Below are 23,777 nucleotides of genomic sequence, written 5' to 3' on the forward strand. Positions count from 1 at the left end.
GGAGATCGGGTGGACGTAGCCGAATATCTGTCCCACCGCGTGGCGTCCACGGCCGAGCCACCGGACGAGGTCAGCCTGCCGGACGGCGTCATCGACGCGTCGTTCGGCGAGCCCGATCCCGCTCTCTTCCCGCTCGACCTGATCAGGGACGCCGCGTCGGCCGTCCTGGCCGCGCCGTCCGCTGCACTGCAGTACTCGCCCCTGCGCGGGCATACGAACCTCATCGAGGCCGTCGCGACGTGGACGCGCCCCCAGGCGGAACCGGCCGAGATGGTGCTCACCAGCGGCTCGATCCCCGCTTTGCTGCTGCTCACCCACGCAATGGTGGATCCGGGGGACACCGTACTGTTCGAAGATCCCGGCTATTTCCGCGCGAGCGCGATCCTGAGGGCGCACGGAGCGAACCTGTTGCCGCTACGGCACACGCGAGACGGTCTCGACCTGGACGCGATGCGGCATGCGTTACCCACCGGGCGGACGCTGAGGAGCTTTGCGTACGTTCACCCGTCGTTCCAGAACCCGAGCGGCTACACGTGGTCGTTGGAGGAACGCCGGGAGTTCCTCGCGTTCTGTGCACAGCGTGGGATCGTCGTCGTGGAGGACACCGCCTACGACGAACTCTGGTGCGCCGAGCCGCCGCCGCCCTCGCTGCGTTCCCTCGCTGATGGTCACCCGGTCATCCAGATCGGCACGTTGTCGAAGATCATTGCACCCGGCATGGGCGTCGGCTGGATCATCGCGCCGGCCGCGCTCGCGTCTGTTCTGGTTGACAACCGGGTCGAGTTCGGTGGCGTCGGTGGTCTGACGAGCGCCATGGCGGCGGCCGTCCTGCGTGACGCGCGGTTCGGCACGCATGTGCGCGACATGCGCCGCGAGTACGCGGAACGCTGCCGGCGGTTCGCCGACGGGGTCCGATACATCCCCGAACTCGCCGACTGGTCTCCGCCGGGCGGCGGTTACTATGCCTGGCTGCCGTTGCCCGAGACGGTCAGCGACGACTGCTTCGCCCGTGTGGCGCTCTCGGCAGGCCTGCGAGTGCTTGAAGGCCGCCATTTCTTCCAACCGAGCGACCGCGAGCGGGACTTCGTCCGCCTGACGTTCGGTCGCCTTGCTCCGCAGGCCGTCGACAGAGCCGTGTCGCGGCTTGCGACGACGTATCGCCGGATCGGCGGCCGATGACCATGGCCCCGTTCTTGCACGTCCTGCTGCTGGACGAGCGTGGCGTCGTCCGGTCCATGGCCGCGAACCTCTCCGAGCGGGAGGTTGCCGACTTCGTCCGGCAGGTGGGCCGCTGCAAGCCGTTCCAGTTCAAGGCCGCTGTCATCAACCCGCTGGAGGCCCGGACCATCCAGGTGCGCCAGACGGACCGGCCGACGTCGGACATGCTGGAGGCGGCCCGCGCCGCGCGCCGGCTCGTACCGGCTGACGATGTCAACGCCGACGCGAGCGACGAGATCCGGGCCGCGCTGATGGGGCGGGAGGTGACCGATCGCCACATCAGCCAGGAGGCGCAGAGCCGCAGCCCCGCGAAACCCGATCCTTCGATCGGCGTCTTCATCGTCCACGGCCACGAGGAACTGGCCCTCAAGACCGTAGAGCGCATCCTGACGCAGGACTTCGGGGTCGCCGTCCGGATCCTGAAGGAGCAGGCGGGCGGGGGCATGACACTCATCGAGAAATTCGAGCATGCCGCGACGGAGGTGGACTATGCCATCGTCCTGCTGACTGCCGACGACTTCGTCCGCAACGGTGATGAGGAGTACTGGCAGCCGCGTCCCAACGTGCTTTTCGAACTCGGCTGGTTCTGTGGCCGACTGGGGCGCGATCGGGTGTGCCTGCTTGCGCAGCGTGGCCTGCGCATCCTCAGCGACATGCGAGGCGTGATCTGTCATGAGTTCACCAACGACGTGGCCGAGTGCACGCTGCCGCTGTTGCGCGAGCTCAAGGCCGCCAAGTATGTGGATTGACCGGGCGTCCGGAGGATAACGAGTGGGAGAGAGAGCCTTGCGAGTAACCGCGCGACAGCTTGGCGTCGTCCTGGGGCAGTTGCCCACCGGACCGCGGAACACAATCACCGATGTTCCCGGCGTCCTCGTCGGACACGAGACGATCATCGAAGGCCAGGGCGCGCACCGGCCCGGCATCGGCCCGGTGCGCACTGGCGTCACCGTGATCCAGCCCCACCCGGGCGACACCTATCTGGACCGCGTCGCCGCGGCGGTGGAGTGGTTCAACGGCTTCGGTGAATGTCTCGGGGCCGGTCTGGTGCACGAGTTCGGGCTCATCATCGGCCCGATCACACTGACCAACTCCTTCAACGTCTACAGGGTGGCTGACGCGTTGCAGGACTGGAGCATTCGGCAGCATCCGGAAGTGGGCATCGACACACACGGTTTGCTCTGTCTCGTCGCCGAGTGCAGCGACGACTATCTGAACGACATTCAGGGCAGGCACGTGCATGCGGAACATGTGGAGCGAGCCCTGGGCGCTGTCACGGCCGACGCCCTCCAGGGAGCGGTCGGCGCCGGCACCGGCATGGAGGTGTACGGCTTCAAGGGCGGCATCGGCACCTCCTCGCGGGTGGTGGATGCCGAAGACCGGGCCTACACGGTGGGAGTCCTGGCGTTGGCCAACCACGGCATCAAGGAACAGCTGACCATCCTGGGTGTCCCGGTCGGCCGTGAGCTGGAGCGGCATCCGGCTGGACGCCCCGACCGCCGTGAGGACGGTTCGTGCGTCCTCGTCGTGGCCACCGACGCACCTCTGCTCCCACATCAGCTCCGGCGCCTTGCCCGGCGGTCCTTTCTCGGCATGGCCCGCACCGGCGCAACTGCCCGCAACGGCAGCGGAGATCTCGCCATCGCGTTCTCCACCACAAACCGGATCATGCGTGACCCAGGACCCGTCGCGACGTTCCCGTTCGTACCAGACTTCCACGAAGACGTGATCAACCCGCTGTTCAGCGCCGTGTGCGAGGCCTCCGAGGAGGCCATCGTCAATGCACTGTTCACGGCCGAGTCGATGACCGGGAGGGACGGCCACCATCTGGAAGCCCTCCCCATCGAGCCGACCCTGGCAATGCTGCGCAAGCACGGACAACTCGCCGCGCATGCCTGACCGGTCGCCTCCCGGCCCGGGATTCGCAGGGCGACTTCGGGCGGTGGAGATCCCCGGCGCGCACCTCGCTGCGGATCTCCACTTCGACGATGCCGCGCCGGTCCGGCTTCGCATGGTCGCGCGCGAGCCCCTGAACCCGCCCGGGGCGGCCGTCCGCGGGCTCTTCGCCGCCCTCTGCGCAACGTTCGCCGGACAGCTGTCGCTGGCGCGGACCATCGAGATCGACGGGCCGGAGCTCCCGCTCAGTGCGATGGGCTGGCTGGAGGAACTCCGGCGCTACCTCTACGCCGTCCGCTCGTACCGGGACGGGCGTGCCGTCGCGGCGTACGGGTGCTTCGCCGATCGTTCCGCGGGCCCGGACCCCTCCCACCTGGACCGCGACGACTCTCGAACCGCGCTGCTGTTTCTGTCCGGCGGTATCGACTCGGCGCTGAGCGCGCTGCTGCTCGATGCAAACGGCTATCAGGTAGTGCCCGTCCATGTGACCGGCGTCAACGGCGATGTCGCGGTGAGCGAGACGGAGGAACGGGCGGCCACCCGGGTGGCGGGCGAACTCGGCCTGCCACTGACGGTCTTCGACATCGTCTCGGAGCCGCCCCTGGCAGAGCTGGCAGCAGGCTGGACCACCGTTCCCCCCTCATTCCCGAGCGTGAACACGGTGCCGCACGGCCGCGAACTGCTCCTGCTGTCTGCCGCTGCCTGGTGGTGCGAGAGCGCCGGGACCGCGGCCTCAGTCGCCTTCGGTGTGGAGAACAGCGGGTGGTCCGACACGTTCCGGTTGAACGGCCACTCGTATCCCCGTTCGGACACCCAGAGCGAGCGTGGCCTGACGGCACTTCAGCGACTCTCGTCCTATTGCCAGCCGGGCATGCTGACGCTCGTCTCCCCGGTCGCGGGCTTGACCGAGTACCGCAAGTTCGTCGACTTCTCGCGGTGGCGTCCCGACCTGCTGAACGTCTGCTCGTTCTGTTTCTGGGGCGTTTGTTGTGGTCTCTGCCAGAAGTGTTCGCTGTACTACGTCATCGGCCGTAGCCTCGGCTCGCTCGGCCCGCAGTACCGTAACAGCCCCATGAAGCTGCCGAGCGAGTACCTCGTCGATGCGTTGCGGCGCCCGCTCGACCCCCGCTACCGTGAGCGACAAGTCGCACTGATCGACATCGACAGCGCCGGGCTGTGGCGCGACGGTGAGTCGTCGCTCAGGTCTCTGGTTCGGAAGGTACGCCCCACCCTGCTCCACCATCGTGACGCGTGGCGCCGCGATCTGCTGAGGGCTCGATACAACGTATCGTTGCCGGCCAAGTTCGCCCTGAAACGATGGGGGTAGCACGATGAGTACGATGTCGACCCGCCAATCCATGCCCAGACTCGGCATGGGAACCTGGGCGTTCTCGGGGGACGTCTGGGGGGAACAGCCGGAGGCCGACTCCACGGCCGCCGTACTGGAAGCCCTCGATCGCGGTTGCACTCTGATCGACACGGCCCAGTCCTATGGTTCCGGCCGCAGCGAGCGCATCGTCGGCGCGGCTGTGAAGGGCCGGAGGGGCGATGTCGAGATCGTCACCAAGGTCCCTCCGCGCAACGAAGTCTGGGGGCCGCCGCCGGAGCAGCCGATTGGGGACGGCTACGACGCTGCCTGGATCCGCGACTGCTGCGAGCAGAGCCTGCGCAACCTCGGCACCGACCACGTCGACACGCTGCTGCTGCACACCTGGAGCCGAGGATGGCCGGTGGACGGCGAGTGGCGCGATGCGCTGGAGGAGCTGAAGCAGGCAGGCAAGATCCGTGGCTACGGCATCTCAGTCGACGACCTCGGCGCGTCGGACGCCGATGCGGCGATCGACGCCGGGCTGGACGCCGTCCAGCTGGTCTACAACGTCTTCTATCAGGAGGCGGCCGAGGGAACCCTGGAGCAGGCGGCCGCAGCGGGCACTGCGGTCATCGCACGCTCGCCGCTGCAGGCGGGCATCCTCACCGGCAAGTACCAGGACCGTGCTTTTCCCGCGGGCGACTGGCGCGCCGACTGGACGCCCGACGACTGGCTGGAGCAGAACCGGAGCATGGTCCGGGAAGTGACATCGATCGCCGATGAGTTCGATATGACCATCAGGGAACTGGCATTGCGCTTCGCACTCAGCCAACCAAAAATTGACACGGTCATCGTCGGCTGCCGCACCCGTGAGCAGGCTGCTGAGAATTTCTCGGCAGCCGCCCGGGAAGCACTCGCCCCGGGCCTTCTCGGCCGACTCACCAGTCTCTGGTCGGACGGGACAGTGCGGGGCACGTACCTCGGCTCGTCCTGAACCAGACCGGCGAGCTGGACCATGAACGCACAGGCATCGAACCATGAGGGCGGTGGGCAGGCCACCGAGGCGATCCGTACCCGGCTGACCAATGAGGAGTTTCTGCGCCGTCGTCAGCTCCAGCAGTTCACCAACCGTGATGCCGAGAGGCGTGCGTTGGCGGCGGCCGTCAAACCCGACAGTCAGACGAGGCTGCTGCACCTGACCGGCATCGCGGGCATAGGAAAGAGCACGGTCCTCACCGCGGGGGAGGACTACTGCCGCCGCCATGGCATCGTCTACGCCCGGGTGAACCTCGGCGGCCAGCGGACGCCGGAGACGATCCTCGCCGAGCTCTTCGAGCAGCTCGCCGCGACTGACTCGGCGCTGCCCGGCGGCCAGACGTTCGCCAACGGCAGCTTCGCTCGGGAGCTGGCCCGGCTGCGGTCCGTTCGCAGCCTCGTGCAGAGCACGGAATCGGCCTCGCAGGACACCCGGGTGATGGCGGCGGGAAGCTACGCCCCGGTGCGTCAGGGCGAGTCGGCGGTGGTGGCCGAGCGGGTGCTCGCCGAGGTCGCGGAGATCGTCGGCCGGGGCGACGCGGAGTTCCTGTTCAACCCGGGCGAAGCCCTCACCCACGCCCTCATCGAGGACGTCGAGGCCTGGCACCGGGGCGACTCGCGCGTCTGTCTCTTCTTCGACCAGTACGAACAGGCCGGGACCTCCGTCGACGAGTGGATCCGCAACAGCCTTTTCCCGGGGCTCAGTTCGGCGCTGCTGGTCTTCGGCGGACGCGGGCAGCTCGCGCCCGGGTGGACTCGATGGCGGTCGATGACTCAGGAGATCGCGATCGAGCCGTTGAGTAACGGCGACATGAGCCTGCTCATGGAAAAGGCGGCGGTCCGGGATTCGGCGATCGTCCGACGGATCATGGAGCTTGCCGCCGGCCTGCCGCTCGCCGCCGGCATTGCAGTCGACCTGCTCAACGAGACGGGAGGCAAGCTGGAACTCGGCCGAGTGCAGGGCCGGGAAGTGGTCAAGCAACTGGTCGACCTCTTCCTCGCGGACGTACCACAGGATCTGGTGACCTGGGTGCAACGTGCCGCCATCGTACGGTCGTTCAACGAGGACACTCTCCTGCAGATGGCCACCGATCCGGGCTTCGACCCGACACCCGTCTTCGAGCATCTGGCGAGACTCTCGATCACTCAGCTGCACGCCCGAGGACTGGCCATCCACGACGCCGTGCGGGCTTTCCTCAACCAGGACCTGCAGGTGCGAGCCCCCACCAGGTACGCCAACCTCCACCATCGCGCCTACCAGTACTACTCGCTGCTGCTCGGGAAGGGGCCGTCCGCGGAGGACCAGCGGGAGCTGCAGATCGAGCAGCTGTACCACCAGATCCGCTACGACCCCGACGCGGGCCTCGTCGCGATCCGCGAGCTAATCGAAAGCACCACCCTGCTGTCGCAGTTGGAGCTTTCCGAGGCGGTGCTCTCGCTGGCCACCGAGGCCACCTGGAGCGAGGCACAGTCCCTCTGGGTGCGTTACATGGACGCGCTGGTCCGCCAGCAGCGCAATACCGACAACCGCGGCTCGGCCCAGATCCTCGACGAGATCCTCACCGACCCCCGTTGCACCGATCCCGATCTGCGGGTACGGGCGGCCGCGTACCTGGCGATGAACACCTGGTACCTCGGTGACTTCCAGAAGGCCCTGCACTGGGCCGCTGTGGCCATCGACAACGCGCAGCGAGTGGAGCGGGCCACGGGGTTCGAGCACATCGCCGTCGAGGCCAAGGCCCTGACCCAAGACCGGATGGGCCAGTTCGCCGAGGCGGTCGACACCCAGCAACGCTTGCTGGAGAGCGCACGCGCCACAGGCGACAAGGTCGCGGAGGCCTGGGGCCTGAACAACCTGGGCTACTTGAAGTGGCACACCGGTGACTGGCAGGAGGCCGTCGGTCACCTGAGTGAGTCGCGAAACACCTTCGAGGAGTTGCGGCACCCCTATGGCGCCACATACCCGCAGTGTCATCTCGCGCTGGTGCACATCGCGTGTGGCCAGCCGGACGAAGCCCGGGACCTGTTGCAGACGACCCTTGAGCTGTGCCGGGAACGCGGCAACCGGGAGATAGAGGCCAAGTGCCTGCAGAACCTCTCCGACTACTGGCTGGCGGTCGGCGACCCGAGGCAGGCTGAGGCGGCCGCGCTGGAGGCCCTTGGCATCTCGCGAGACCTGGACCTGCCCTTCTACGAGTGCGACACCTTGCGGCGCCTGGGCGAGGCGCGGCTCCGCTTCGACGCCGCCCAGGCCCACGCCGACTTCACCGCCGGCAGCGACCTGGCGGCAGGCATGCACGCCCATTACACCCTGCTGCGCTGCCGACTCGGCCAGGCCCAGGCGGAGCTGGCCGGCGGTTCTGTCTCACCGGAGCTGCGCGCCGCCCTGCTCGACGCGGCGCGGGACGACCGTCAAGGGTACGGGGAACTGCGCTCCCGTGTCGCAGTGTTCACCGGCAGGCTCTGCTTGGCCGACGGTGATGCCGGGGCCGCCGACCTGTTCGTCGAGGCGCTGCATGCCGCCTCGACCTGCAATGCGGTCGCTCTGGAGCGCTGTGCGGAGGCGATCATCGCCTGCTGCGCCGACGCTGGCCGTCCCGACCTGGCCGACGATGTACGGGGGCGGTGGACGGGGGCCCTGACCGTACCCACGACGGTTTCGGCCGTCGAGCTCGCCCAGGCCCGCATCGGCGACTTGCGCCCCTGCCTGGCACCGGAGGTCATGCTGGAACGCATGAGGAGAACCAGTCGGTGAAGCGGCGGGACTGTTTCGTCGCCAACATCAGCGAACCCTTCCTGCCGTTCCTTCGGCGCGAGACCGATCCGGCGCGTCGTAACCACATGATCGCCGAGGAGCATGCTCTCTCGGAACGAACGGCACTGTGGGGCGGGGTCGACAAGATCTGCCTGCTGCCCCAGCCACCGCACACCATCGGGCTCCTCGAATCCCGGTTCGGCTACCGAGTGTCGGCCAAGGCCCTCGAAACCCCCGACGATCGTCTGAGCCGTGCCATCACACGGTCGGACGACGCGATCGCCTGGCTGGCCGCAGCCGGGCGAACCGCTCCGCTCGCCCTCAGCAGTTACGCGGCCACTGAGGACTTCGTCGACCTGGTAGCGACCCTTCGCAGCAGCGGGGTCGACTTCGCCGCAGACGACGCCACTGTGAGCCCGGAGGGCTTGAGCGTCCTGCGCCGGATCGAGAGCAAGTCTGGTTTCCGGCAGGTCGCGGCCGTCCTGCTGAACGGCTTGCCCTGTCGGCTTCCTGCGGGCACGACCTGCGAATCGCCAGGCGCCGCGCTGGGCGCTGCGCGCCGGCTGAGCCGGGCCACCGGTGCCGTGATGATCAAAGCGGACGACGGTGAAGGTGGGTTCGGCAACGTGGCCCTTTCTGCTCGCGAACTGGAGCGGATCGATACGACCCGCCTGTTGGAGGTCTGCCCGTTCCTGGGGCTTCGGTCGGTGGTCGAGCAGCTCATACCGTGCGTCGGTGCGCCGTCCGTCGAGTTCTTCGTGCCGTCGGCGCCGAGGTCGCCCGTGGTGACATACGCGTGCACCCAGATCTTCGACCGGAACAACTACTTCATCGGCGTCCGGCTGAGCCCTGCGGACCGCGACGCTGCCTGGTTCGAACCGCTCGCCGAGTTCGGCTGCCGCCTCGCGGCGCACCTGCAACAGCGCGGCTTTCGCGGCCACTTCGACATCGACGCCATCGTGACGGCCACCGGTGACCTCTACGTCGTCGAGGCGAACCTGCGCCGGACCGGCGGCACTCACGTGCATGACTTCGCCCGCACGGTCCTCGGCAGTGACTACGCGTCCCGCGTCGAGATACTCAGCCGGTCGATCACCATACCGCCGTGCTCCCCGGCCGAGGCGCTGCGCCGGCTGGAACCTCTGCTGGTCGATCCCGGATCCGGCACCGGTGTGCTGCCGGTCGTCGTCGGTACAGCTCAGGATGGCGCAGTCGAGCTGATGGTCTTCGCAAGGGACGAACACGGCCTGCAGGAGACCCTCGCGGCCGCCGTCGGAACCCTGACCGTGGGAGGCGCAGCCCATGGCTAGGGGGAATTTCCCGGCAGTCGTGTGGATCGGACCGCGCGCGGCGGACGGGGCCGTCGTCGGCGCGGGTGACCACCCGGTCGCGGTCTTCTCCGCAGATACGGCTCAGCCGCACGGGCCGGGTCGGACCGCACCGTCCCTGGAGACGCGTACCGGCGTACGGCAACGGTGGGGAGCGGCCAGCGTGGGCGACGTGGTGGCGGCCTTCGGCGCGGAGATCCGCCAGGCGGCAAGGCGAGCCGCCGCGGTGCTGCCCTACACAATGGACGAAGCGCTGCCCGCTCTGATCGGCGACACCGGCGCGAAACTACTCGGGCCCGCCCCGCGCCTGCGGCACTGGCTGGACGACAAGCGTGCGGCGCTGCAGGTCTTCGACGGCGTTGGTTCACCCAGGCTTGCCTACCGGGAGATGTCCGCGAGGCAGCTCCCGAGCCTGGCGGCAAGGGACCGCATCGGCCGCCGACTCGTGGTGCAGATCCCGCGCGCCTCCGGTGGCAAGGGCACCCACTTCGTCCGGGCGGACGCGGAGAGCCTTGGCCGACTCGCCTCACGACTGGCTGCCGGCACCGTGCTGGTCACGGACTACGAGGAGGGCTCGTACTCGCTCAACGCACACGTCGCTGTGCTGCCGGGGAGAATCCTGGTCGCCCCGATGTCGGTCCAGCTCGTCGGTATCGCGCCGTGCACGTCGCACGCGGCCGCGTACTGCGGAAACAACTTTGCGGCCATGGCGGACATCGGCGCGGGCGTGGTGAGCCGCGCACGGGAGATCACCACCAGGGTGGGCGAGTCGCTCGCGGCTCGGGGGTACCGGGGCTTCGCGGGCCTCGACCTGCTAGTCACCGCGCGCCCGGACGGGATCTTTCCCATCGACCTCAATCCCCGTCTCCAGGCATCGACGAGGGCCTTGGCTTTGGCCGAGCGCTCCGCCGGCAACGGGCCGGGCTTCGTTGACCTCGCCGTCGGCGCCGAACTAGGCGTTTACGGTCGTGAAGACCTGGACCGTTACGTGGCCCCGGGCGCACTCGCCATGGCTCAGCTGGTCTTCTACAACCGGTCCTCCTACTCACTGAGCCGGAGACCCGGGGCCGCCCGGACGACGGCAATCGTCGACGGCTGGTCGCTGACCGGTCTCGCTCCGGCAGGCGTACGGGTGGAGAGCGGAGCGGTCCTGGCCACCGCGACGCGATGCTCCTCGGACCGGGCCCCGCTCGAGACGGCAGCACAGGAGCTGGTGGTTTCGGTAGAGGACGGCTACGAAGCCGCTCAATAGCTTCGGTATGCCAGTCCTGTGGGCAGGGAAAGGACATTGTTCTGGCATCCGACGCAGGTCGGGCCGAGAACCAGCCCGGCGCCGGTCGCGATCTCCTGGCACTGCTCATACAGGTTCCAGTACTCCGGGCCGGTCAAACCCCGCCGGTCGGCCAGCGTGGTACCGGCGAGGGGCCGGAACGGCGAGATGATCGGCATGACACCGAGTTCGCAGAGCCTGGTGACCCCGCGAACGGTCTCCTCGACCGGCTCCAGCCCGGCGATGAGAATGGAACGGGCCCGGTACGGTCCGAAGAGCCGCGCCGCGTGGCTCAGCGCCTCCAAGTACCGACCCCTGCCGATCAGATCGCGTTTGCCGGGGATGAAACCGTCCCACGCGGCGTCGCTCCAGAACTCCAGGTTCATGCCGAGTTCGTCCACCCCCGCGTCGAAGAGCTCGTCGATGTGCCGGTTGTGGAGTGGTGCGGCGATCATGACGTAGACGGGGATGTCGTAGCGGCTCTTCACGATCCGGGTGAGCCGGGCGGCAAGGGACGCCCCCATGTCGTCGCCGGGCGGCGTACCACCGCCGATGAGCAGGTGGCGAGCCGGGCGAACACTGTCCGACCATGCCTGTTCCACCACCTCCAGGAAATGCCGCTCCAGCTTGCGGGAGGCGTCTGCGTCGTAGTTGAAGCCGATCGAGCAGTACGCGCAGCGCTTGTGGCGTGCCCAGAAGCTGCACCCCGGGCCGGTCATGCCAAAACATAGCCGGTCGGGCGAGCACATCTGCGCGATGCGGGAAAGCGGGATGGTGCCGTCCGAGACCGTGCGGCCGTAGTACTCCGGCTCGGGAACTCCGACGACGTCATGTCTCTTCCTGCCTGGTGCGCTGAGGTACAGCCGTCCATCGGCTGCTTCGAGGCGGTATGGGGAGGACACGGCGATCGCCTCGCGGACGGGAACGTTGACGTACAAGCCAAGGTCCTCATCGAGGGCAAGATCGAGGCCGCCAGACACGCCGGAGCGGGTTCTGAGGATTGTCGTGCCGGCACGGTGCCCGGTCCCCGATGCGAAGAGGAACGTCTCGGCGCTGGGGTCGAGCCGGGCGCCCCGAGCCAGCAGATCGAACTTCAGCCGGCCCAGCTCGGTCAGCCGCCGCCACCGTTCCGGTGACCAGCCGTCAGGATCCATCGCCATCGCCTCCCAGCGCGTGGGGACGGCGCGGCACCCAGGACACCGTGTGTTGGGGGATGGGCAGTCCCGAACTACATTGCAGCATCGCCGAGCGGCGCAGGCCAGAGGCTGGCTCCGCGAATCAGTCGAAGGCACGATTCTCGAGCCAGCCACGCACTTCTTCGCCGATCTACACCAGCGCATCGCGCAAGGCTCCGCTCCGCTGACCGCCTTCCGCAGGGCGCAACTCGCCACACGGGCCGTCTTCCCCGTATACCGGGACTGGGGGGCCTTCGTGTTCCTTAACGGCTGGCACTACACCGCGCAGGAGGCAACATGACGGCGGCGAACGGCTGGACCATTCCCTTGCAGGAGGTCCCCCTCATCCCCGAACGCACCCTGGGCACGCCACCGGTGTCCGGACACCTGGCGCGTAGGCTGTCGTTCGGCCAGGACCTGTTGCCTGTGTCCGAGACCTACGCTCCCGCCGAGTGGTGCGCCTGCACTGCGGGGCTCACCCCCGAGCGCACGTTCCGACTACGCGCGCTGGTGTGCTCCTTCTACCCGCCGGACAGTCCCTGGATCATGAAAACGGGCTCAATCGGGCTGTCCCTCAGCACGGTCGGTGAAATACCCGCCAGGGCCGTCGCTCGCCGCATCGACCCGGGTCGGCGGAGTCAACCGGTAAATTTCACACCCTCCACCTTCAACGCGGGATTGTTCAGCGCAGGGGTGGAGCACCCGATCGGGGGCTCCACCATTGGCTCAGAATGATGGCATCGCCCGGATTTTGCCGGACACGGACTCTCCCGTGGGCCCCGCGTCTGCCTGGGACCAGCACCGACGGCACAGCCTGTCGACGGGAGTCGTCTTCGGACTAGCCATGGGGTTGCGCCCCCGGGCTGACCGACGCCCTTGCCACGGCCTGCCATGATCCGCTCGGGATCGCGATACGGGTCGGGCTCATCACCGGAACGGTCATCAGCCTGCTGACCGGGGTCGCGGCAGGGCTCACCGTGTCCCACCGTTGGCGGACCGTAGTCGTGTTCGTACAGCTGTGGGCCAAGCGGGTTCTCCCGCTGCGGGCCATGCGGTTTCTGGACGATGCCTGCAGACTGGAGGTGCTGCGGGAGGCGGGCCCTTACTACGAATTCCGGCACGCGCGTCTTCAGGACTATCTGGCCCGCCCGCGGGACCGAGAGGGCGGCAATGTCGGCCAGAGCCCAAGCCGGAGCCGAACGTGAGCGCCGGACAACAGGCCACGCGAACCGACACGACGGCCGACGCCGAGGCCACGTAATCCGGCCGAGCCAAGACCACCCCCTGCCAGCGGCTCCAACGCCATGCTCCGACGACTGTCGCGAACCGCCAGCTCATAGGCCTCGCCCACCACTCCGCTCCAGGGACTTTTCAGGGACTTTCAGCTCTGTCCGAGGGACTTGCGAGGGACTTTTTACCGCCTAACGCGGCAAGCTCCTGAAAGATCGGAAAGGGCCTCCGACGCAGGTCAGAGGCCCTTTCCCAGGCAAAGCCGCAGGTGGCGGCAGACGAGTCGGGCTGTACGCCGGGTTCTGTCGCCCGGTCGCCTCGCGGCGGCCGGGGAGACGGCCATCCATCTAGGGCCGGCGTTGCCGCCGGCCTCGTGCGGTCTACCCGCGGACTCGGGCGGGCTGCCCTCGAACGTCCGCGCAGGGTCGCCCTTCTTTCGAAGAGGCGGCCCCTCTTGACCTTGCTCCGGGTGGGGTTTACCTAGCTGCCCAGGTCACCCTGGGCACTGGTGGTCTCTTACACCACCGTTTCACCCTTACCGAGGACCGAGGTCCCCGGCGGTCTGTTTTCTGTGGCACTGTCCCGCGGGTCACCCCGGGTGGCCGTTAGCCACCACCCTGCCCTGTGGAGCCCGGACGTTCCTCGGGAAGACCCCCGTCAAGGGGACTCCACGCGGCCGTCCGCCCGGCTCGTCTGCCGTGTCGACCATGCTACCCGGCGCCCGCCGGTCTTCTGTCCCGTCGAAGCGCTGGACGCCGTCGCCAGGAACGAGCCCGCCAGGATCAGGGCGAAGGACGCCAGGATGCCGGGGGTCAGGCGCTCGTCCAGGAAGATCGCGCCCGCTGCCACCGCCACCGCCGGGTTGACGTACGTGAAGACCGTCGCCCGGGTCGGGCCCACCTCCCGGATCAGTTCCAGGAAGGCCACGAAGGCCAGGGCCGTGCAGATCACGCCCAGGGCGGCCAGGGAGACCAGAGCCGGGGTCGAGGGGAGGGTGGGCGGGCGGGTGAGGGCTGCGGCGGGGGCGTAGACCACCGCCGCCAGGAGCAGGACCGGGGCTATCAGTTGGAGGGTGGGGACCTTGGTTAGGTGGCGGGCCATGATCAGCGGGGCCGTCGCGTAGCCGATCACCGTGATCAGGACCTCGGTGAGGGAGAGGATGTTGCCTCCGGTGAGGTGCGGGACGGTGAGGACCCCTACGCCTCCCAGGCCCAGCGCCAGGCCCGTCATACGGCGGGCGCCGAGCCGTTCCGTGTCGCCGAAGAGGCGGGCGAGGAGCACGGCCACGATGGGGACGCCCGCGATCAGGAGGCCGGCCGTGGAGCTGGAGAGGTGGCGTTCGGCGTCGGTCAGGGTCCACCAGGGGCCGATGACCTCGATCACGGCGAAGGCGAGCATCGGGCGCCAGTGCTGCGCGACCACCCGGACCAGCCCTCCCTGGCGGATCGCGAAGGGGAGCAGGAGGGCCGCGCCCAGGGCACAGCGTACGAAGACGACCATGGACGGCGACACCTCGTCCACGGCCACTTTGATCATCAGGTAGGGGATGCCCCAGAGGACTCCCATCAGGGAGAACAACGCCCAGCCGCGTGCAGTCATGAAACGATTTTCGCCCGTTCAGCGGTGTACGTCTTGAACGCTGTTGCGGTACGCCGCCGGCGTCACCCCCAGCACCTTCCTGAACCAGCGCGTCATATGGGCCTGGTCCGCGAAGCCCACCTGCCCGGCCACCTCCGCCGGGCGACCGCCCGCCTCCAGCAGGGTCCGGGCCCGGCTCACCCGGTGCTGGGCCAGCCAGGCGTACGGGGGCATGCCCATGGTCGTACGGAAGGCGCGGAGGAGCTGGTAGCGGGAGAGGCCCAGGTCGGTGGCGAGGTCGGCGAGGGACGGGGGAGCCACCAGCTCGTCGGCCAGGCGGTCCCGGACGGCCAGGGCGATGCCGCTCGCGCCGGGGATCGTGTCGCTGGTGGGGCGGGCCGTGGAGTGGCGGCGGGCCAGGGCCGTGAGGAGCCAGGGGAGGCGGGACTCGGCCTCCAGCGGGTCGGGGCCGGTGCTCAGCTCGGTGTGGGCGGTGCGCAGGGCGGCGGCGAGTTCGGGGTCGTGGAGGAGGGGGTCGCGGAAGTGCGGGGTGCCGCCGAGGATGCCGTCGGTGAGGAGGTCGGGGGCCGGGTAGAGGGCGCGGTAGGCGTAGGTGCCGTAGGCCGACTCGCCGGTGTGGACCTCGCCGGGGGCCAGGACGACGATCGAGCCCTCCCCCACCGTGAGGGCGCCGCCCCGGTAGTCGATGCACGAGGCACCCTGCACACAGATGCCGACGCTGAACTCCTCGTGCGTGTGCGGGGCGTAGCGGTGGCGGTCGAAGCGGGCGGTGAGGAGGTCGAGGGGGCGGTCGGGGCGCCCGAGGGTGGCCCGGGTCCACCGCGTCTGTCCGTCTCTGCCCTGGCCCACCTCACGCACCCCTTTCCATGGCCTTGAGGGTGCAACACCTTGGGGCCCGGCTTTCATACCGTCGGCGGACGTCGGCGTTCGCCCCGTTCCTCGGAAACGTGCATCGCCCGGACGTGAGATCAGGAACCGTCCGGCCGTGAGATCGGGAACCGTTCCCTCGATCGTGGCACATGATCCCGGTCACCGTCAGTCGCCGGTCCGGGCCACTGACGGTGACCGGGCCCGTCGCTTGACCCTGCCGCAGCGTCAACGTTTCTACTGGTCGTATGCGGATCGGAGAGCTGGCCGCGGCCGTCGGTGTCACGACGCGGGCCGTGCGGCACTATCACCATCTCGGGCTGTTGCCGGAGCCGGAGCGGCGGACCAACGGGTATCGGGACTACACGTTGCGGCATGCGGTCGTGCTGGCGCGGATCAGGCGGCTGACGGAGCTGGGGCTCGGGCTCGCCGAGGTGCGGGACGTGCTCGCGGACGATGCGGGGCGTGAACTCGTCGAGGTGCTCGGGGAGTTGGACGAGGATCTGGCGCGGCAGGAGGAGGGGATCCGGGAGCGGCGGGAGCGACTGCGGGTCCTGATCGAGGACGCGCGGGCCGGGCGGCTGCCGGCCGAGGGGCCCGTGTCGCCCGAACTCGCCGCGCTCTTCGGGAGGTTCGGGCCCGTGCCGCAGTCGCCGATGGCCGCCAAGGACCGGGAGGTCTTCGCGCTGCTGGAGACCACCGCGACGCCGGAGGTCCGCGCCGAGATGGTCGCCTCGCTGGAGCGCATGATGACCGCCCCCGGCGCGGTGGAGCGGGCGCACGAGGCGTACGCGCTGCTCGACGCGCTCGCCGACGCCGAGCCCGACGACCCCCGCGTGGCGGAGGCGGCCCGCCTGCTCGCCGACCTGGTCCCGCCCGAGATGGTCCCGCCGGACACCGACACCGGCGAGGGCGGCGGCCACGGCAGCTTTCTGCGTGCCTTCTACGCCGACTTCGCCCCGGCCCAGGCGGAGGCCATCCGCCGCACGCTTCAGCTTCTGCGGGAGGACCGCCCATGAGGATCACGAGGACAGCGACGGGTATGAGGAGCGCCTACCGGGTCGGGCGCACTCTCGTGCGTCATGAACTCCTGCTGCTGGGCAGCCTGTTGCGCTGGACGGCGCGGCGGCCGCACGGGGTCGGGGACGGCGGGCGGGCCTTCGGGTATGCGCGCGGGCAGGGGGCCATGATGTTCGGGTTCGGCTTCGTGTGTGTCGTCGAGACCGTGGCCTTGGCCGTCCTGCTTCACGATCATCCGCTGGTGCACAGAGTCTTCCTCGTCCTCGACCTCTACACGATCCTCATCGTCGTCGGGCTTCACGCGGCCTCCGTGACCCGCCCCCACGTCCTCACCGGCACGACCCTGCGCCTGCGCCGCTTCGCCACCGTGGATCTGCGCGTGCCGCTCGACGCCGTGGCCTCGGTGCGTCGTGAGCTGCGTACGACGCACGAGAAGCGGGACGGTGAGCTGAACCTGGAGGTGGGTTCGCAGACCACCGTCACTATCGAACTGGCCTCGCCTGTGACGTACTTGACCTTCTTCGGGCGTCCCAGAGAAGTGCGTCTGGTGCGTTTCCACGCCGATGAGTCCGATCAACTCGCGCGTCTGGTGCGGGAGTTCACGCCGGAACGAAACGCACCTTCGCCGCTCCCGGCTCGGCCTGCGTGAGCCGTACCCGCAGCCGTTCCCCCAGTGGCAGTCGGCCGCCGGGGGTGGCCGTGACGCGGCCGATGACCGCCGGGTTCTCCAACTGGACCACTCCGACGGCGGGTTGGTCCTCCTCCACGTCCACCACGCACCCCTCGAAGACCTCGCCCACCCGGTCCCTGAGCAGCGCCGCCTCGACGATGTCCACGCACTCGCGCTCCACGCGTCCGGCCCTCCGGGTGCCCTCGGTCATCTCGGCGGGGAGGGTGTCGAAGGCCGGCAGAACCCAGTCGGGGGTCGGGGTGCCTGCTGCCGCCGCGAGGCAGATCTCCGAGGCGTAGCGGTCCACGAGGCGGCGGAGGGGGGCCGTGCAGTGGGCGTAGGGGGCGGCTACGGCGGAGTGCGTGGTGATGTCGGGGAGGCGGCCGTCGCGGAAGGGTGTGTAGTGCGCGCCGCGGAGCAGGGTCGTGCACTCCAGGAGGAAGGCGGCGTGGCGGGGGTCGTGCGGATCGAGGGAGCGGACGAGCCGCGCGTACGAGACGTGGTGCGGCCAGTCGATGTGCAGGGCCTGTGCGGTACGGCGGAGGCGGCCCACCGCGCCGTCCGGTGCGGCGGGGAGGGTGCGGAGTACGCCGGTGCCTGCGGCGAGCATCAGTTCGGCGGCGGCCATGCCGGTGAGCAGGGAGATCTGGGCGTTCCAGCCTTCGGCGGGGAGCGGGGTGCGGTAGGCCAGTTCGTAGCTCTCGCCGCCGTCGCCCGGGGCGGTGTGCTCGGTGATCTCCTGCTCGGGGATGTTGAGGGAGATGCCGCCGCGTTCGACCTCCAGGCGCTCACGCAGGTGCCCGATCTCCTTCAGCAGGGCGAGGGGTTCCTCGGCGGTGCCCGCGTCGATCTCCTGCTGTACGCCGCCGTAGTTCAGCTTGGCGCGGCTGCGTACGAGGGCCCGGCGAACGTCGACGCTCTCGGTGCGGCCGTCCGCGTCGAGGTCCAGTGTCCACAGAACCGCCGGGCAGGTGTGGCCCGGGAGCAGGCTCGCCGCGCCCTCGGAGAGGCGGGCGGGGTGGAGGGGGACCTTGCCGTCGGGGAAGTAGAGGGTCGTCACCCGGCGGTGGGCCTCGGCGTCGACCGCGTGGCCCGGGGTGACGAAGGCGGCGACGTCGGCGATGGCGTAGCGGACGCGGTAACCGCCGTGGCCCCCGCCGGCCGGGCGTCGCGACAGGTGCATCGCCTGGTCGAGGTCCGTGGAGGTGGGCGGGTCGACGGTGAAGAGGGGGAGGTCCGTGGCGTCGTACGACGGCAGGCGCGGTGACTTCGCGGACTGCTCCGCCTCGACGAGGACCTGGAGCGGGAAGGCGTCGGGCACGCCGAGTTCCCCGCGCAGTGCGCGCAGGGCCGCCCGGAGGGGAGCCTCGGCGGCGCCCTTGACGCGGAGATGGCGGCGGGGCATGGGTCGAGCGTAGGGCCGGGTGGGCGGGACGGCACCCTGTCGTGGGCCGGCGGACGGCCCTGGGATCGTGGCCGCCTGTGCGGGGCGCGGCTCCCCCGGGCGCGAGGCGCTCCGGTCGGCACCCCGTACGCTGTCGCGGGAGCCCGAACCCCCGGAAAGCCCCCGAGAACACCCCGAGAGCCCCGGGAACCCCCGAGAACAAGGAGCCCCCGTGCTCGTCCTGCTGCCCCCCTCCGAAGGCAAGGCCCCCTCCGCGGGTGGCGCTCCGCTGAAGCTGGAGGGGCTTTCACTGCCGGCGCTCAACGGGGCGCGGGAGGCGGTGATCGCGGAGCTGGTGGAGTTGTGCGCCGGGGACGAGGACAAGGCGCGTGAGGTGCTCGGGCTGAGCGAGGGACTGCGCGGGGAGGTCGCCAAGAACGCGGAGCTGTTGACGGCGGGCACGCGGCCCGCCGGGCAGGTCTACACGGGGGTGCTGTACGACGCCCTCGACCTCGCCACCCTGGAGACCGCCGCGAAGCAGCGTGCGGCGCGTTCGCTGCTGGTCTTCTCGGGGCTGTGGGGCGCCGTCCGCGTGACGGACCGCATCCCCTCGTACCGTTGCTCGATGGGCGTGAAGCTGCCCGGTCTCGGCGCGCTCGGCACGCACTGGCGTACGCCGATGGCGTCGGCGCTGCCCGAGGCCGCCGGCGGTGGACTCGTCCTCGACCTGCGGTCCTCGGCGTACACGGCCGCGTGGAAACCGAAGGGCGAGGTGGCCGGCCGGACCGCGACCGTACGGGTGCTGCACGCGCCCACCCGGAAGGTCGTCAGCCACTTCAACAAGGCGACCAAGGGCCGCATCGTACGGAGCCTGCTGTCGGCCGGGATCGCGCCCAAGGGCCCGGCGGAGCTGGTGGCGGCGTTGCGGGACCTCGGGTACGTGGTGGAGGTGGAGCCTCCGGCGGGGGCCGGGAAGGCGTGGACGCTGGATGTGCTGGTGGACGAGGTCCACTGATCACCCCCTTTTTCGTTTCCGTCCCCGTCCCCGTCCCTGTCCCCGTCCCCGTCGCCGCCTCCTCATTGCAACATGCGCAACGCGCGTTGTGCATGCTGTTCGCCGCGGGCAGGATGACGGCATGTCCTCACCCCCGCCCTCGTCCCCACCCCCGCCTCCGCCCTCGCCCCCGTCCCCCCGCGTCTCCGTCCTCGACCTGGCGCCCGTCCTGCCCGTGGTCGTCGTCGACGACCACGCCGACGCCGTGCCGCTCGCGCGGGCGTTGGTCGCCGGCGGGTTGCCGGCGATCGAGGTGACCCTGCGGACGCCGATCGCGCTGGACGCCGTACGGGCCGTCTCGGCGGAGGTTCCGGGGGCGGTGGTCGGCGTGGGTACCGTCATCACGCCCGCGCAGGTGGCCGAGTCCGTCGCGGCGGGCGGGCGCTTCCTGGTCAGCCCGGGGTGGACGGACATGCTGCTGCGGGCGATGTGGGCGTCCGGGGTGCCGTTCCTGCCGGGGGTGTCGACGGCCTCGGAGGTCGTGGCGCTCCTGGAACGCGGGGTGCGGGAGATGAAGTTCTTCCCGGCCGAGGCGGCGGGCGGTACGACGTATCTGAAGTCGCTCGCCGGGCCGCTGCCGCAGGCGCGCTTCTGTCCGACCGGCGGAATCGGGCCGGGCAACGCCCCGGAGTACCTCACCCTCCCCAACGTCGGTTGTGTGGGCGGTACGTGGATGCTGCCGCCCGAGGCCGTGGCCGCACGGGACTGGGCGCGGATCGAGCGGCTGGCGCGGGAGGCGGCGGGCCTGGGTGAGCGTCGTTCAGCGCAGGTGTGACGTGTCGTTGAGGAGGCGGAGCGTGGCGTTGCCGTCGGCGTAGTAGGCCAGGGCCGACAGGGAGGCCGCCGAGAGTTCCATGCGGAACAGGGACTCCGGGGGCGCGCCGAGGGCCAGGCGGACGAGGGTCTTGATCGGCGTGACATGGCTGACGAGCAGGACCGTACGGCCCCGGTGCGCCGCGACCAGCTCGTCGCGGGTGGCGGCCACGCGGTGGGCGACGGCCTCGAAGCTCTCGCCGCCGCCGGTGGGTTCGGCGTCCGGGGAGGTCAGCCAGGCGTTCATGTCGTCCGGGTAGCGCTCCCGCACCTCACCGAAGCTCAGGCCCTCCCACGCGCCGAAGTCCGTCTCCCGCAGCCCGTCCTCGACCGTCACGCCGAGCCCGAGCCGGGCCGCGACGATCCCCGCCGTCTCTCGGCAGCGGGCGAGCGGTGAGGACACCACCTCCTGGACGGTCCCGCGGGCGGCCAGGGCGACGGCGACCCGCTCCGCCTGGTACCGGCCGACGTCGGAGAGGGACGGGTCCGAACCCCCGCTCCCGGAGAACCGCTTCTGGGGGGTGAGGGGCGTCTCGCCGTGCCGCAGCAGGACGAAGGTGGCGGGAGTGCCGAGATCGGGGGCGGCCGACGCCACGTTCCTGGCGGCGCGGAGGTCGGCGGCTGTTCTGGCGGCATCGGGATCGGTGGTTGTTACGGCGGCGCGGGGATCGGTGACGGTTTCGGCGGCCCGGACGTCCGCGGCGGTTTCGGCGGCCCGGGGACCGGCGGCCGTTCCAGCGGCCCGGGAACCGTCCGTGCGTGCCGCGGTCGTGGCCCCCGCGAGCGCCGCACGGGCCTTCGCCGCGCCGGCCGTCGCGTCCCCCGGCGGTCCCGAGGGCTCGGGCGCGGCGGTGGCGGCGGTGCGCGTCGCGCGGGTGTCCAGGTCCGCGGTGGACGCGGCGGGCGACCACTGCTCGCCGCGCTTGCCCGCGTCCATCGCCTCGTTGGCCAGCCGGTCGGCGTGCTTGTTCTGCTCCCGCGGCATCCACTCGTACGTGACGCGGCCGGGCGGGAAGACCCGCGCGGCCTCTGCGGCCAGCGGCTTCATGTCGGGGTGCTTGATCTTCCAGCGGCCCGACAGCTGCTCGACGACGAGCTTGGAGTCCATGCGGACCCGGACGGACGCCTCCGGGTCCAGCTCGTACGCCGCCTTCAGACCCGCGATGAGCCCGCGGTACTCGGCGACGTTGTTCGTGGCGACCCCGATGTACTCGGCGGCCTCCGCCAACGTCTCGCCCGTCACCGCGTCGAGGACCACGGAACCGTAGCCCGCGGGCCCCGGGTTGCCCCGGGAACCGCCGTCGGCCTCGACGATGAACTCCCGCACGCCGACAGCCCCTTCGCCGCTTCTAGAGGCCGGACTCGGAGGTCCGCACCAGGATGCGGCCGCAGTTCTCGCAGCGGACGACCGTGTCGGGCGAGGCCTTGCGGACGTCGTTGAAGTCGGTGATCGACAGCTCCTGGCGGCAGCCCTGGCAGGTGCGCTGGTACAGCTTGGCCGCGCCGACGCCGCCCTGCTGGTCGCGCAGCTTGTCGTAGAGCTTGAGGAGGTCCGCGGGGACGGCAGCCGAGATGACCTCGCGCTCCTTGGTCACCTTCGCCACCTCGCCGTCGATCTCCTCGAACGCGGCGTCCCGGCGCGCGGTCGCGTCGTCGATCTTGCCCTGGACGGCACCGACCCGCTCGGTCAGCTCGGCGACCCGCTCCTGCGTGGACTCCCGGCGCTCCATGACCTCCAGGACGATGTCCTCCAGGTCACCCTGCCGCTTGGCGAGGGAGGCGATCTCGCGCTGGAGGTTCTCCAGGTCCTTCGGCGAGGAGACGGCACCCGAGTCCAGGCGCTGCTGGTCACGGACGGCGCGCTGACGCACCTGGTCCACGTCCTGCTCGGCCTTGGTCTGCTCGCGGGCGGTGTCGCTCTCCTCGGTCTGCGCGGCCACGAGCAGGTCGCGCAGCTGGGTGTGGTCCTTGGTCAGCGACTCGATCTCGGCGTGCTCGGGCAGCGACCTCCGCCTGTGCGCGAGCTGCTGGAGGCGTACGTCCAGGCCCTGGACGTCGAGGAGGCGGATCTGGTCGGCGGGCGCGGCGTTCAGTTGGGGGCTCCCAGTGGGTCAGAAGTGGTGGAGGACGCCGCGTGGGCGGTCCAGGGGTCGGTGACCGTCTTGGAGACGTGGACGCGCAGGTCCCAGCCCTCCCGGTCGGAGATCTCGTCGAGCTGGGCGGCGGCCAGCTCGCACCAGGGCCATTCGGTGGCCCAGTGCGCCGCGTCGAGCAGCGCGAGCGGTGTGTGGGTGCCCTCCGTGGTGCGGGCGACCGCCTCGGAGGCGGGGTGATGGCGCAGGTCCGCGGTGAGGAAGGCGTCGACACCGGACGCGCGTACGGCGTCGAAGAGGCTGTCGCCGGAGCCGCCGCTGACGGCGATCGTGCGGACGACCGCCTCGGGGTCGCCCGCGACGCGGATGCCCTGCGCGGTGGCGGGCAGCCGCTCGGCGGCCCGCGCAGCCAGCTCCCGGACCGTCAGCGGGTGGTCCAGCTCGCAGACCCGGCCGAGACCGCGCCGGCCGGTGGGGTCGGCGGGGTCCGGTACGAGGGGGCGTACGACCCTGAGGTCCAGCGCGCCGGCGAGGGCGTCGCTGACGCCGGGGTCGGCCGTGTCGGCGTTGGTGTGGGCGACGTGCAGCGCGATGTCGTTCTTGATGAGGGTGTGCACGACCCGGCCCTTGAAGGTCGAGGCCGCCACCGTCGTCGTACCGCGCAGATAGAGCGGGTGGTGGGTGACCAGCAGGTCGGCGCCCAGCTTCACCGCTTCCTCGACGATCTCCCGCACCGGGTCGACGGCGAACAGGACCCGCGTGATCTCCTGGTCGGGGTCTCCGCAGACCGTGCCGACCGCGTCCCACCCCTCGGCCCTCTCGGGCGGCCAGAGGGCGTCGAGCGCGGCGATGACTTCAGACAGACGGGGCACGGACAAAGGCTACCTGCACCTCTGCCGTCCCCGACCGGCCGCGGGTCGGTTGGCCGGACGCCCCTCGGCCGCCGCACCCGCCCCGGGGTCACGGCCGCCCCCTCCCGGCCGTCCGGCAGCACATGAATCGCCGTTCCCTCAGGCGAATCGGGGGACGAGCACCCTTATGTGTGAAGGGGGTGCGAGCTG

The 23,777-nt window shown here is 70.2% G+C and carries 19 protein-coding genes, 1 other RNA gene and 1 pseudogene; 13 read left to right on the top strand and 8 right to left on the bottom strand.

What is annotated here, in order from left to right; genetic code table 11:
* Positions 1 to 9: 9 nt before the first annotated feature.
* The 8 genes from H4687_RS14110 to H4687_RS14145 are packed head-to-tail and all read left to right on the top strand — an operon-like array spanning position 10 to position 10,793.
* Positions 10 to 1,179: an aminotransferase-like domain-containing protein gene (locus H4687_RS14110; RefSeq protein WP_046913981.1), complete on the top strand. Its 1,170-nt coding sequence runs from the start codon at positions 10 to 12 to the stop codon at positions 1,177 to 1,179.
* The gene (locus H4687_RS14115; protein WP_050398443.1) at positions 1,176 to 1,967 is read left to right on the top strand and encodes a TIR domain-containing protein; all 792 of its coding nucleotides are present in this window, start codon (positions 1,176 to 1,178) and stop codon (positions 1,965 to 1,967) included. Before H4687_RS14110 ends, H4687_RS14115 begins: the two co-directional genes overlap by 4 nt.
* A 22-nt stretch (positions 1,968 to 1,989) precedes the next feature.
* Positions 1,990 to 3,117, top strand: a complete 1,128-nt coding sequence (locus H4687_RS14120; protein ID WP_050398442.1) for a DmpA family aminopeptidase — start codon at positions 1,990 to 1,992, stop codon at positions 3,115 to 3,117.
* A 43-nt stretch (positions 3,118 to 3,160) separates the two neighbouring features.
* Complete coding sequence (locus H4687_RS14125) at positions 3,161 to 4,441, top strand: 7-cyano-7-deazaguanine synthase (protein ID WP_046913979.1); 1,281 nt, start codon at positions 3,161 to 3,163, stop codon at positions 4,439 to 4,441.
* A 13-nt stretch (positions 4,442 to 4,454) separates the two neighbouring features.
* The gene (locus H4687_RS14130) at positions 4,455 to 5,417 is read left to right on the top strand and encodes an aldo/keto reductase (protein ID WP_159026101.1); all 963 of its coding nucleotides are present in this window, start codon (positions 4,455 to 4,457) and stop codon (positions 5,415 to 5,417) included.
* A 21-nt stretch (positions 5,418 to 5,438) separates the two neighbouring features.
* Positions 5,439 to 8,213 (top strand): tetratricopeptide repeat protein, encoded by a 2,775-nt coding sequence (locus H4687_RS14135; protein ID WP_046913978.1) that lies wholly within the window; start codon positions 5,439 to 5,441, stop codon positions 8,211 to 8,213.
* Positions 8,210 to 9,523: a hypothetical protein gene (locus tag H4687_RS14140; protein ID WP_046913977.1), complete on the top strand. Its 1,314-nt coding sequence runs from the start codon at positions 8,210 to 8,212 to the stop codon at positions 9,521 to 9,523. The genes H4687_RS14135 and H4687_RS14140 overlap by 4 nt, the downstream gene beginning before the upstream one ends.
* Positions 9,516 to 10,793, top strand: a complete 1,278-nt coding sequence (locus H4687_RS14145) for an ATP-grasp domain-containing protein (RefSeq protein ID WP_107082315.1) — start codon at positions 9,516 to 9,518, stop codon at positions 10,791 to 10,793. The genes H4687_RS14140 and H4687_RS14145 overlap by 8 nt, the downstream gene beginning before the upstream one ends.
* Here H4687_RS14145 and H4687_RS14150 read toward each other — a convergent pair.
* Positions 10,787 to 11,965, bottom strand: coding sequence for a radical SAM protein (locus tag H4687_RS14150; RefSeq protein WP_159026100.1), 1,179 nt, complete (start codon positions 11,963 to 11,965; stop codon positions 10,787 to 10,789). The genes H4687_RS14145 and H4687_RS14150 overlap by 7 nt on opposite strands.
* 318 nt (positions 11,966 to 12,283) lie before the next feature.
* On the opposite strand from H4687_RS14150, the gene H4687_RS14155 reads away from it, so the two are divergent.
* Positions 12,284 to 12,721, top strand: coding sequence for a hypothetical protein (locus H4687_RS14155; protein WP_050398440.1), 438 nt, complete (start codon positions 12,284 to 12,286; stop codon positions 12,719 to 12,721).
* Between the two features lie 770 nt (positions 12,722 to 13,491).
* Here the strand turns inward: H4687_RS14155 and rnpB are convergent.
* The 3 genes and pseudogenes from rnpB to H4687_RS14170 all read right to left on the bottom strand — a co-directional run bounded on the left by rnpB (position 13,492) and on the right by H4687_RS14170 (position 15,673).
* Positions 13,492 to 13,908, bottom strand: an RNA gene (gene rnpB, locus H4687_RS14160) — RNase P RNA component class A.
* Between the two features lie 127 nt (positions 13,909 to 14,035).
* Positions 14,036 to 14,815, bottom strand: a pseudogene (locus tag H4687_RS48480) (DMT family transporter); the annotation flags it as partial.
* Positions 14,816 to 14,833: 18 nt separating this feature from the next.
* Positions 14,834 to 15,673 (bottom strand): helix-turn-helix domain-containing protein, encoded by an 840-nt coding sequence (locus H4687_RS14170; RefSeq protein WP_046913762.1) that lies wholly within the window; start codon positions 15,671 to 15,673, stop codon positions 14,834 to 14,836.
* 257 nt (positions 15,674 to 15,930) lie between these two features.
* Between H4687_RS14170 and H4687_RS14175 the strand changes: the two genes are divergently transcribed.
* Together H4687_RS14175 and H4687_RS14180 are read left to right on the top strand one after the other, a co-directional pair.
* Positions 15,931 to 16,701: a MerR family transcriptional regulator gene (locus H4687_RS14175; RefSeq protein ID WP_046913761.1), complete on the top strand. Its 771-nt coding sequence runs from the start codon at positions 15,931 to 15,933 to the stop codon at positions 16,699 to 16,701.
* Positions 16,698 to 17,351, top strand: a complete 654-nt coding sequence (locus H4687_RS14180; RefSeq protein WP_078907236.1) for a hypothetical protein — start codon at positions 16,698 to 16,700, stop codon at positions 17,349 to 17,351. Before H4687_RS14175 ends, H4687_RS14180 begins: the two co-directional genes overlap by 4 nt.
* On the opposite strand, the gene H4687_RS14185 is transcribed toward H4687_RS14180, so the two are convergent.
* Positions 17,302 to 18,777, bottom strand: a complete 1,476-nt coding sequence (locus tag H4687_RS14185) for an RNB domain-containing ribonuclease (protein ID WP_046913759.1) — start codon at positions 18,775 to 18,777, stop codon at positions 17,302 to 17,304. The two genes, H4687_RS14180 and H4687_RS14185, sit on opposite strands and share 50 nt — an antisense overlap.
* A gap of 211 nt (positions 18,778 to 18,988) precedes the next feature.
* On the opposite strand from H4687_RS14185, the gene yaaA reads away from it, so the two are divergent.
* On the top strand, positions 18,989 to 19,771 hold the full coding sequence (gene yaaA / locus H4687_RS14190) for a peroxide stress protein YaaA (RefSeq protein WP_050398437.1): 783 nt from the start codon (positions 18,989 to 18,991) through the stop codon (positions 19,769 to 19,771).
* A gap of 121 nt (positions 19,772 to 19,892) precedes the next feature.
* Positions 19,893 to 20,585 carry a bifunctional 4-hydroxy-2-oxoglutarate aldolase/2-dehydro-3-deoxy-phosphogluconate aldolase gene (gene eda, locus H4687_RS14195; protein WP_050398436.1) on the top strand — a complete coding sequence of 231 codons (693 nt, stop codon included), beginning with the start codon at positions 19,893 to 19,895 and terminating at the stop codon, positions 20,583 to 20,585.
* Here eda and H4687_RS14200 read toward each other — a convergent pair.
* From H4687_RS14200 to H4687_RS14210, 3 genes are read right to left on the bottom strand one after another with little or no spacing between them, the layout of a single operon-like run.
* On the bottom strand, positions 20,571 to 21,950 hold the full coding sequence (locus H4687_RS14200) for a bifunctional RNase H/acid phosphatase (RefSeq protein ID WP_046920118.1): 1,380 nt from the start codon (positions 21,948 to 21,950) through the stop codon (positions 20,571 to 20,573). The genes eda and H4687_RS14200 overlap by 15 nt on opposite strands.
* Positions 21,951 to 21,972: 22 nt before the next feature.
* A complete protein-coding gene (locus H4687_RS48030; protein WP_078907235.1) occupies positions 21,973 to 22,716 on the bottom strand; it encodes a zinc ribbon domain-containing protein in 744 nt (247 codons plus the stop codon).
* Positions 22,713 to 23,588: a Nif3-like dinuclear metal center hexameric protein gene (locus H4687_RS14210; RefSeq protein WP_046920120.1), complete on the bottom strand. Its 876-nt coding sequence runs from the start codon at positions 23,586 to 23,588 to the stop codon at positions 22,713 to 22,715. The genes H4687_RS48030 and H4687_RS14210 overlap by 4 nt, the downstream gene beginning before the upstream one ends.
* Positions 23,589 to 23,777 lie beyond the last annotated feature (189 nt).

The organism is Streptomyces stelliscabiei (assembly GCF_014873495.1).
In the GTDB taxonomy this organism is placed as follows: domain Bacteria; phylum Actinomycetota; class Actinomycetes; order Streptomycetales; family Streptomycetaceae; genus Streptomyces; species Streptomyces bottropensis.

Excerpts from the sequence above, each read along its gene's own strand:
- H4687_RS14115 (WP_050398443.1), top strand. The coding sequence starts at position 1,176 with ATGACCATGGCCCCGTTCTTGCACGTCCTGCTGCTGGACGAGCGTGGC.
- H4687_RS14130 (WP_159026101.1), top strand. The coding sequence starts at position 4,455 with ATGTCGACCCGCCAATCCATGCCCAGACTCGGCATGGGAACCTGGGCG.
- H4687_RS14135 (WP_046913978.1), top strand. The coding sequence starts at position 5,439 with ATGAACGCACAGGCATCGAACCATGAGGGCGGTGGGCAGGCCACCGAG.
- H4687_RS14145 (WP_107082315.1), top strand. The coding sequence starts at position 9,516 with ATGGCTAGGGGGAATTTCCCGGCAGTCGTGTGGATCGGACCGCGCGCG.
- H4687_RS14150 (WP_159026100.1), bottom strand. The coding sequence starts at position 11,965 with ATGGATCCTGACGGCTGGTCACCGGAACGGTGGCGGCGGCTGACCGAG.
- H4687_RS14155 (WP_050398440.1), top strand. The coding sequence starts at position 12,284 with ATGACGGCGGCGAACGGCTGGACCATTCCCTTGCAGGAGGTCCCCCTC.
- H4687_RS14175 (WP_046913761.1), top strand. The coding sequence starts at position 15,931 with ATGCGGATCGGAGAGCTGGCCGCGGCCGTCGGTGTCACGACGCGGGCC.
- H4687_RS14180 (WP_078907236.1), top strand. The coding sequence starts at position 16,698 with ATGAGGATCACGAGGACAGCGACGGGTATGAGGAGCGCCTACCGGGTC.
- H4687_RS14185 (WP_046913759.1), bottom strand. The coding sequence starts at position 18,777 with ATGCCCCGCCGCCATCTCCGCGTCAAGGGCGCCGCCGAGGCTCCCCTC.
- eda (WP_050398436.1), top strand. The coding sequence starts at position 19,893 with ATGTCCTCACCCCCGCCCTCGTCCCCACCCCCGCCTCCGCCCTCGCCC.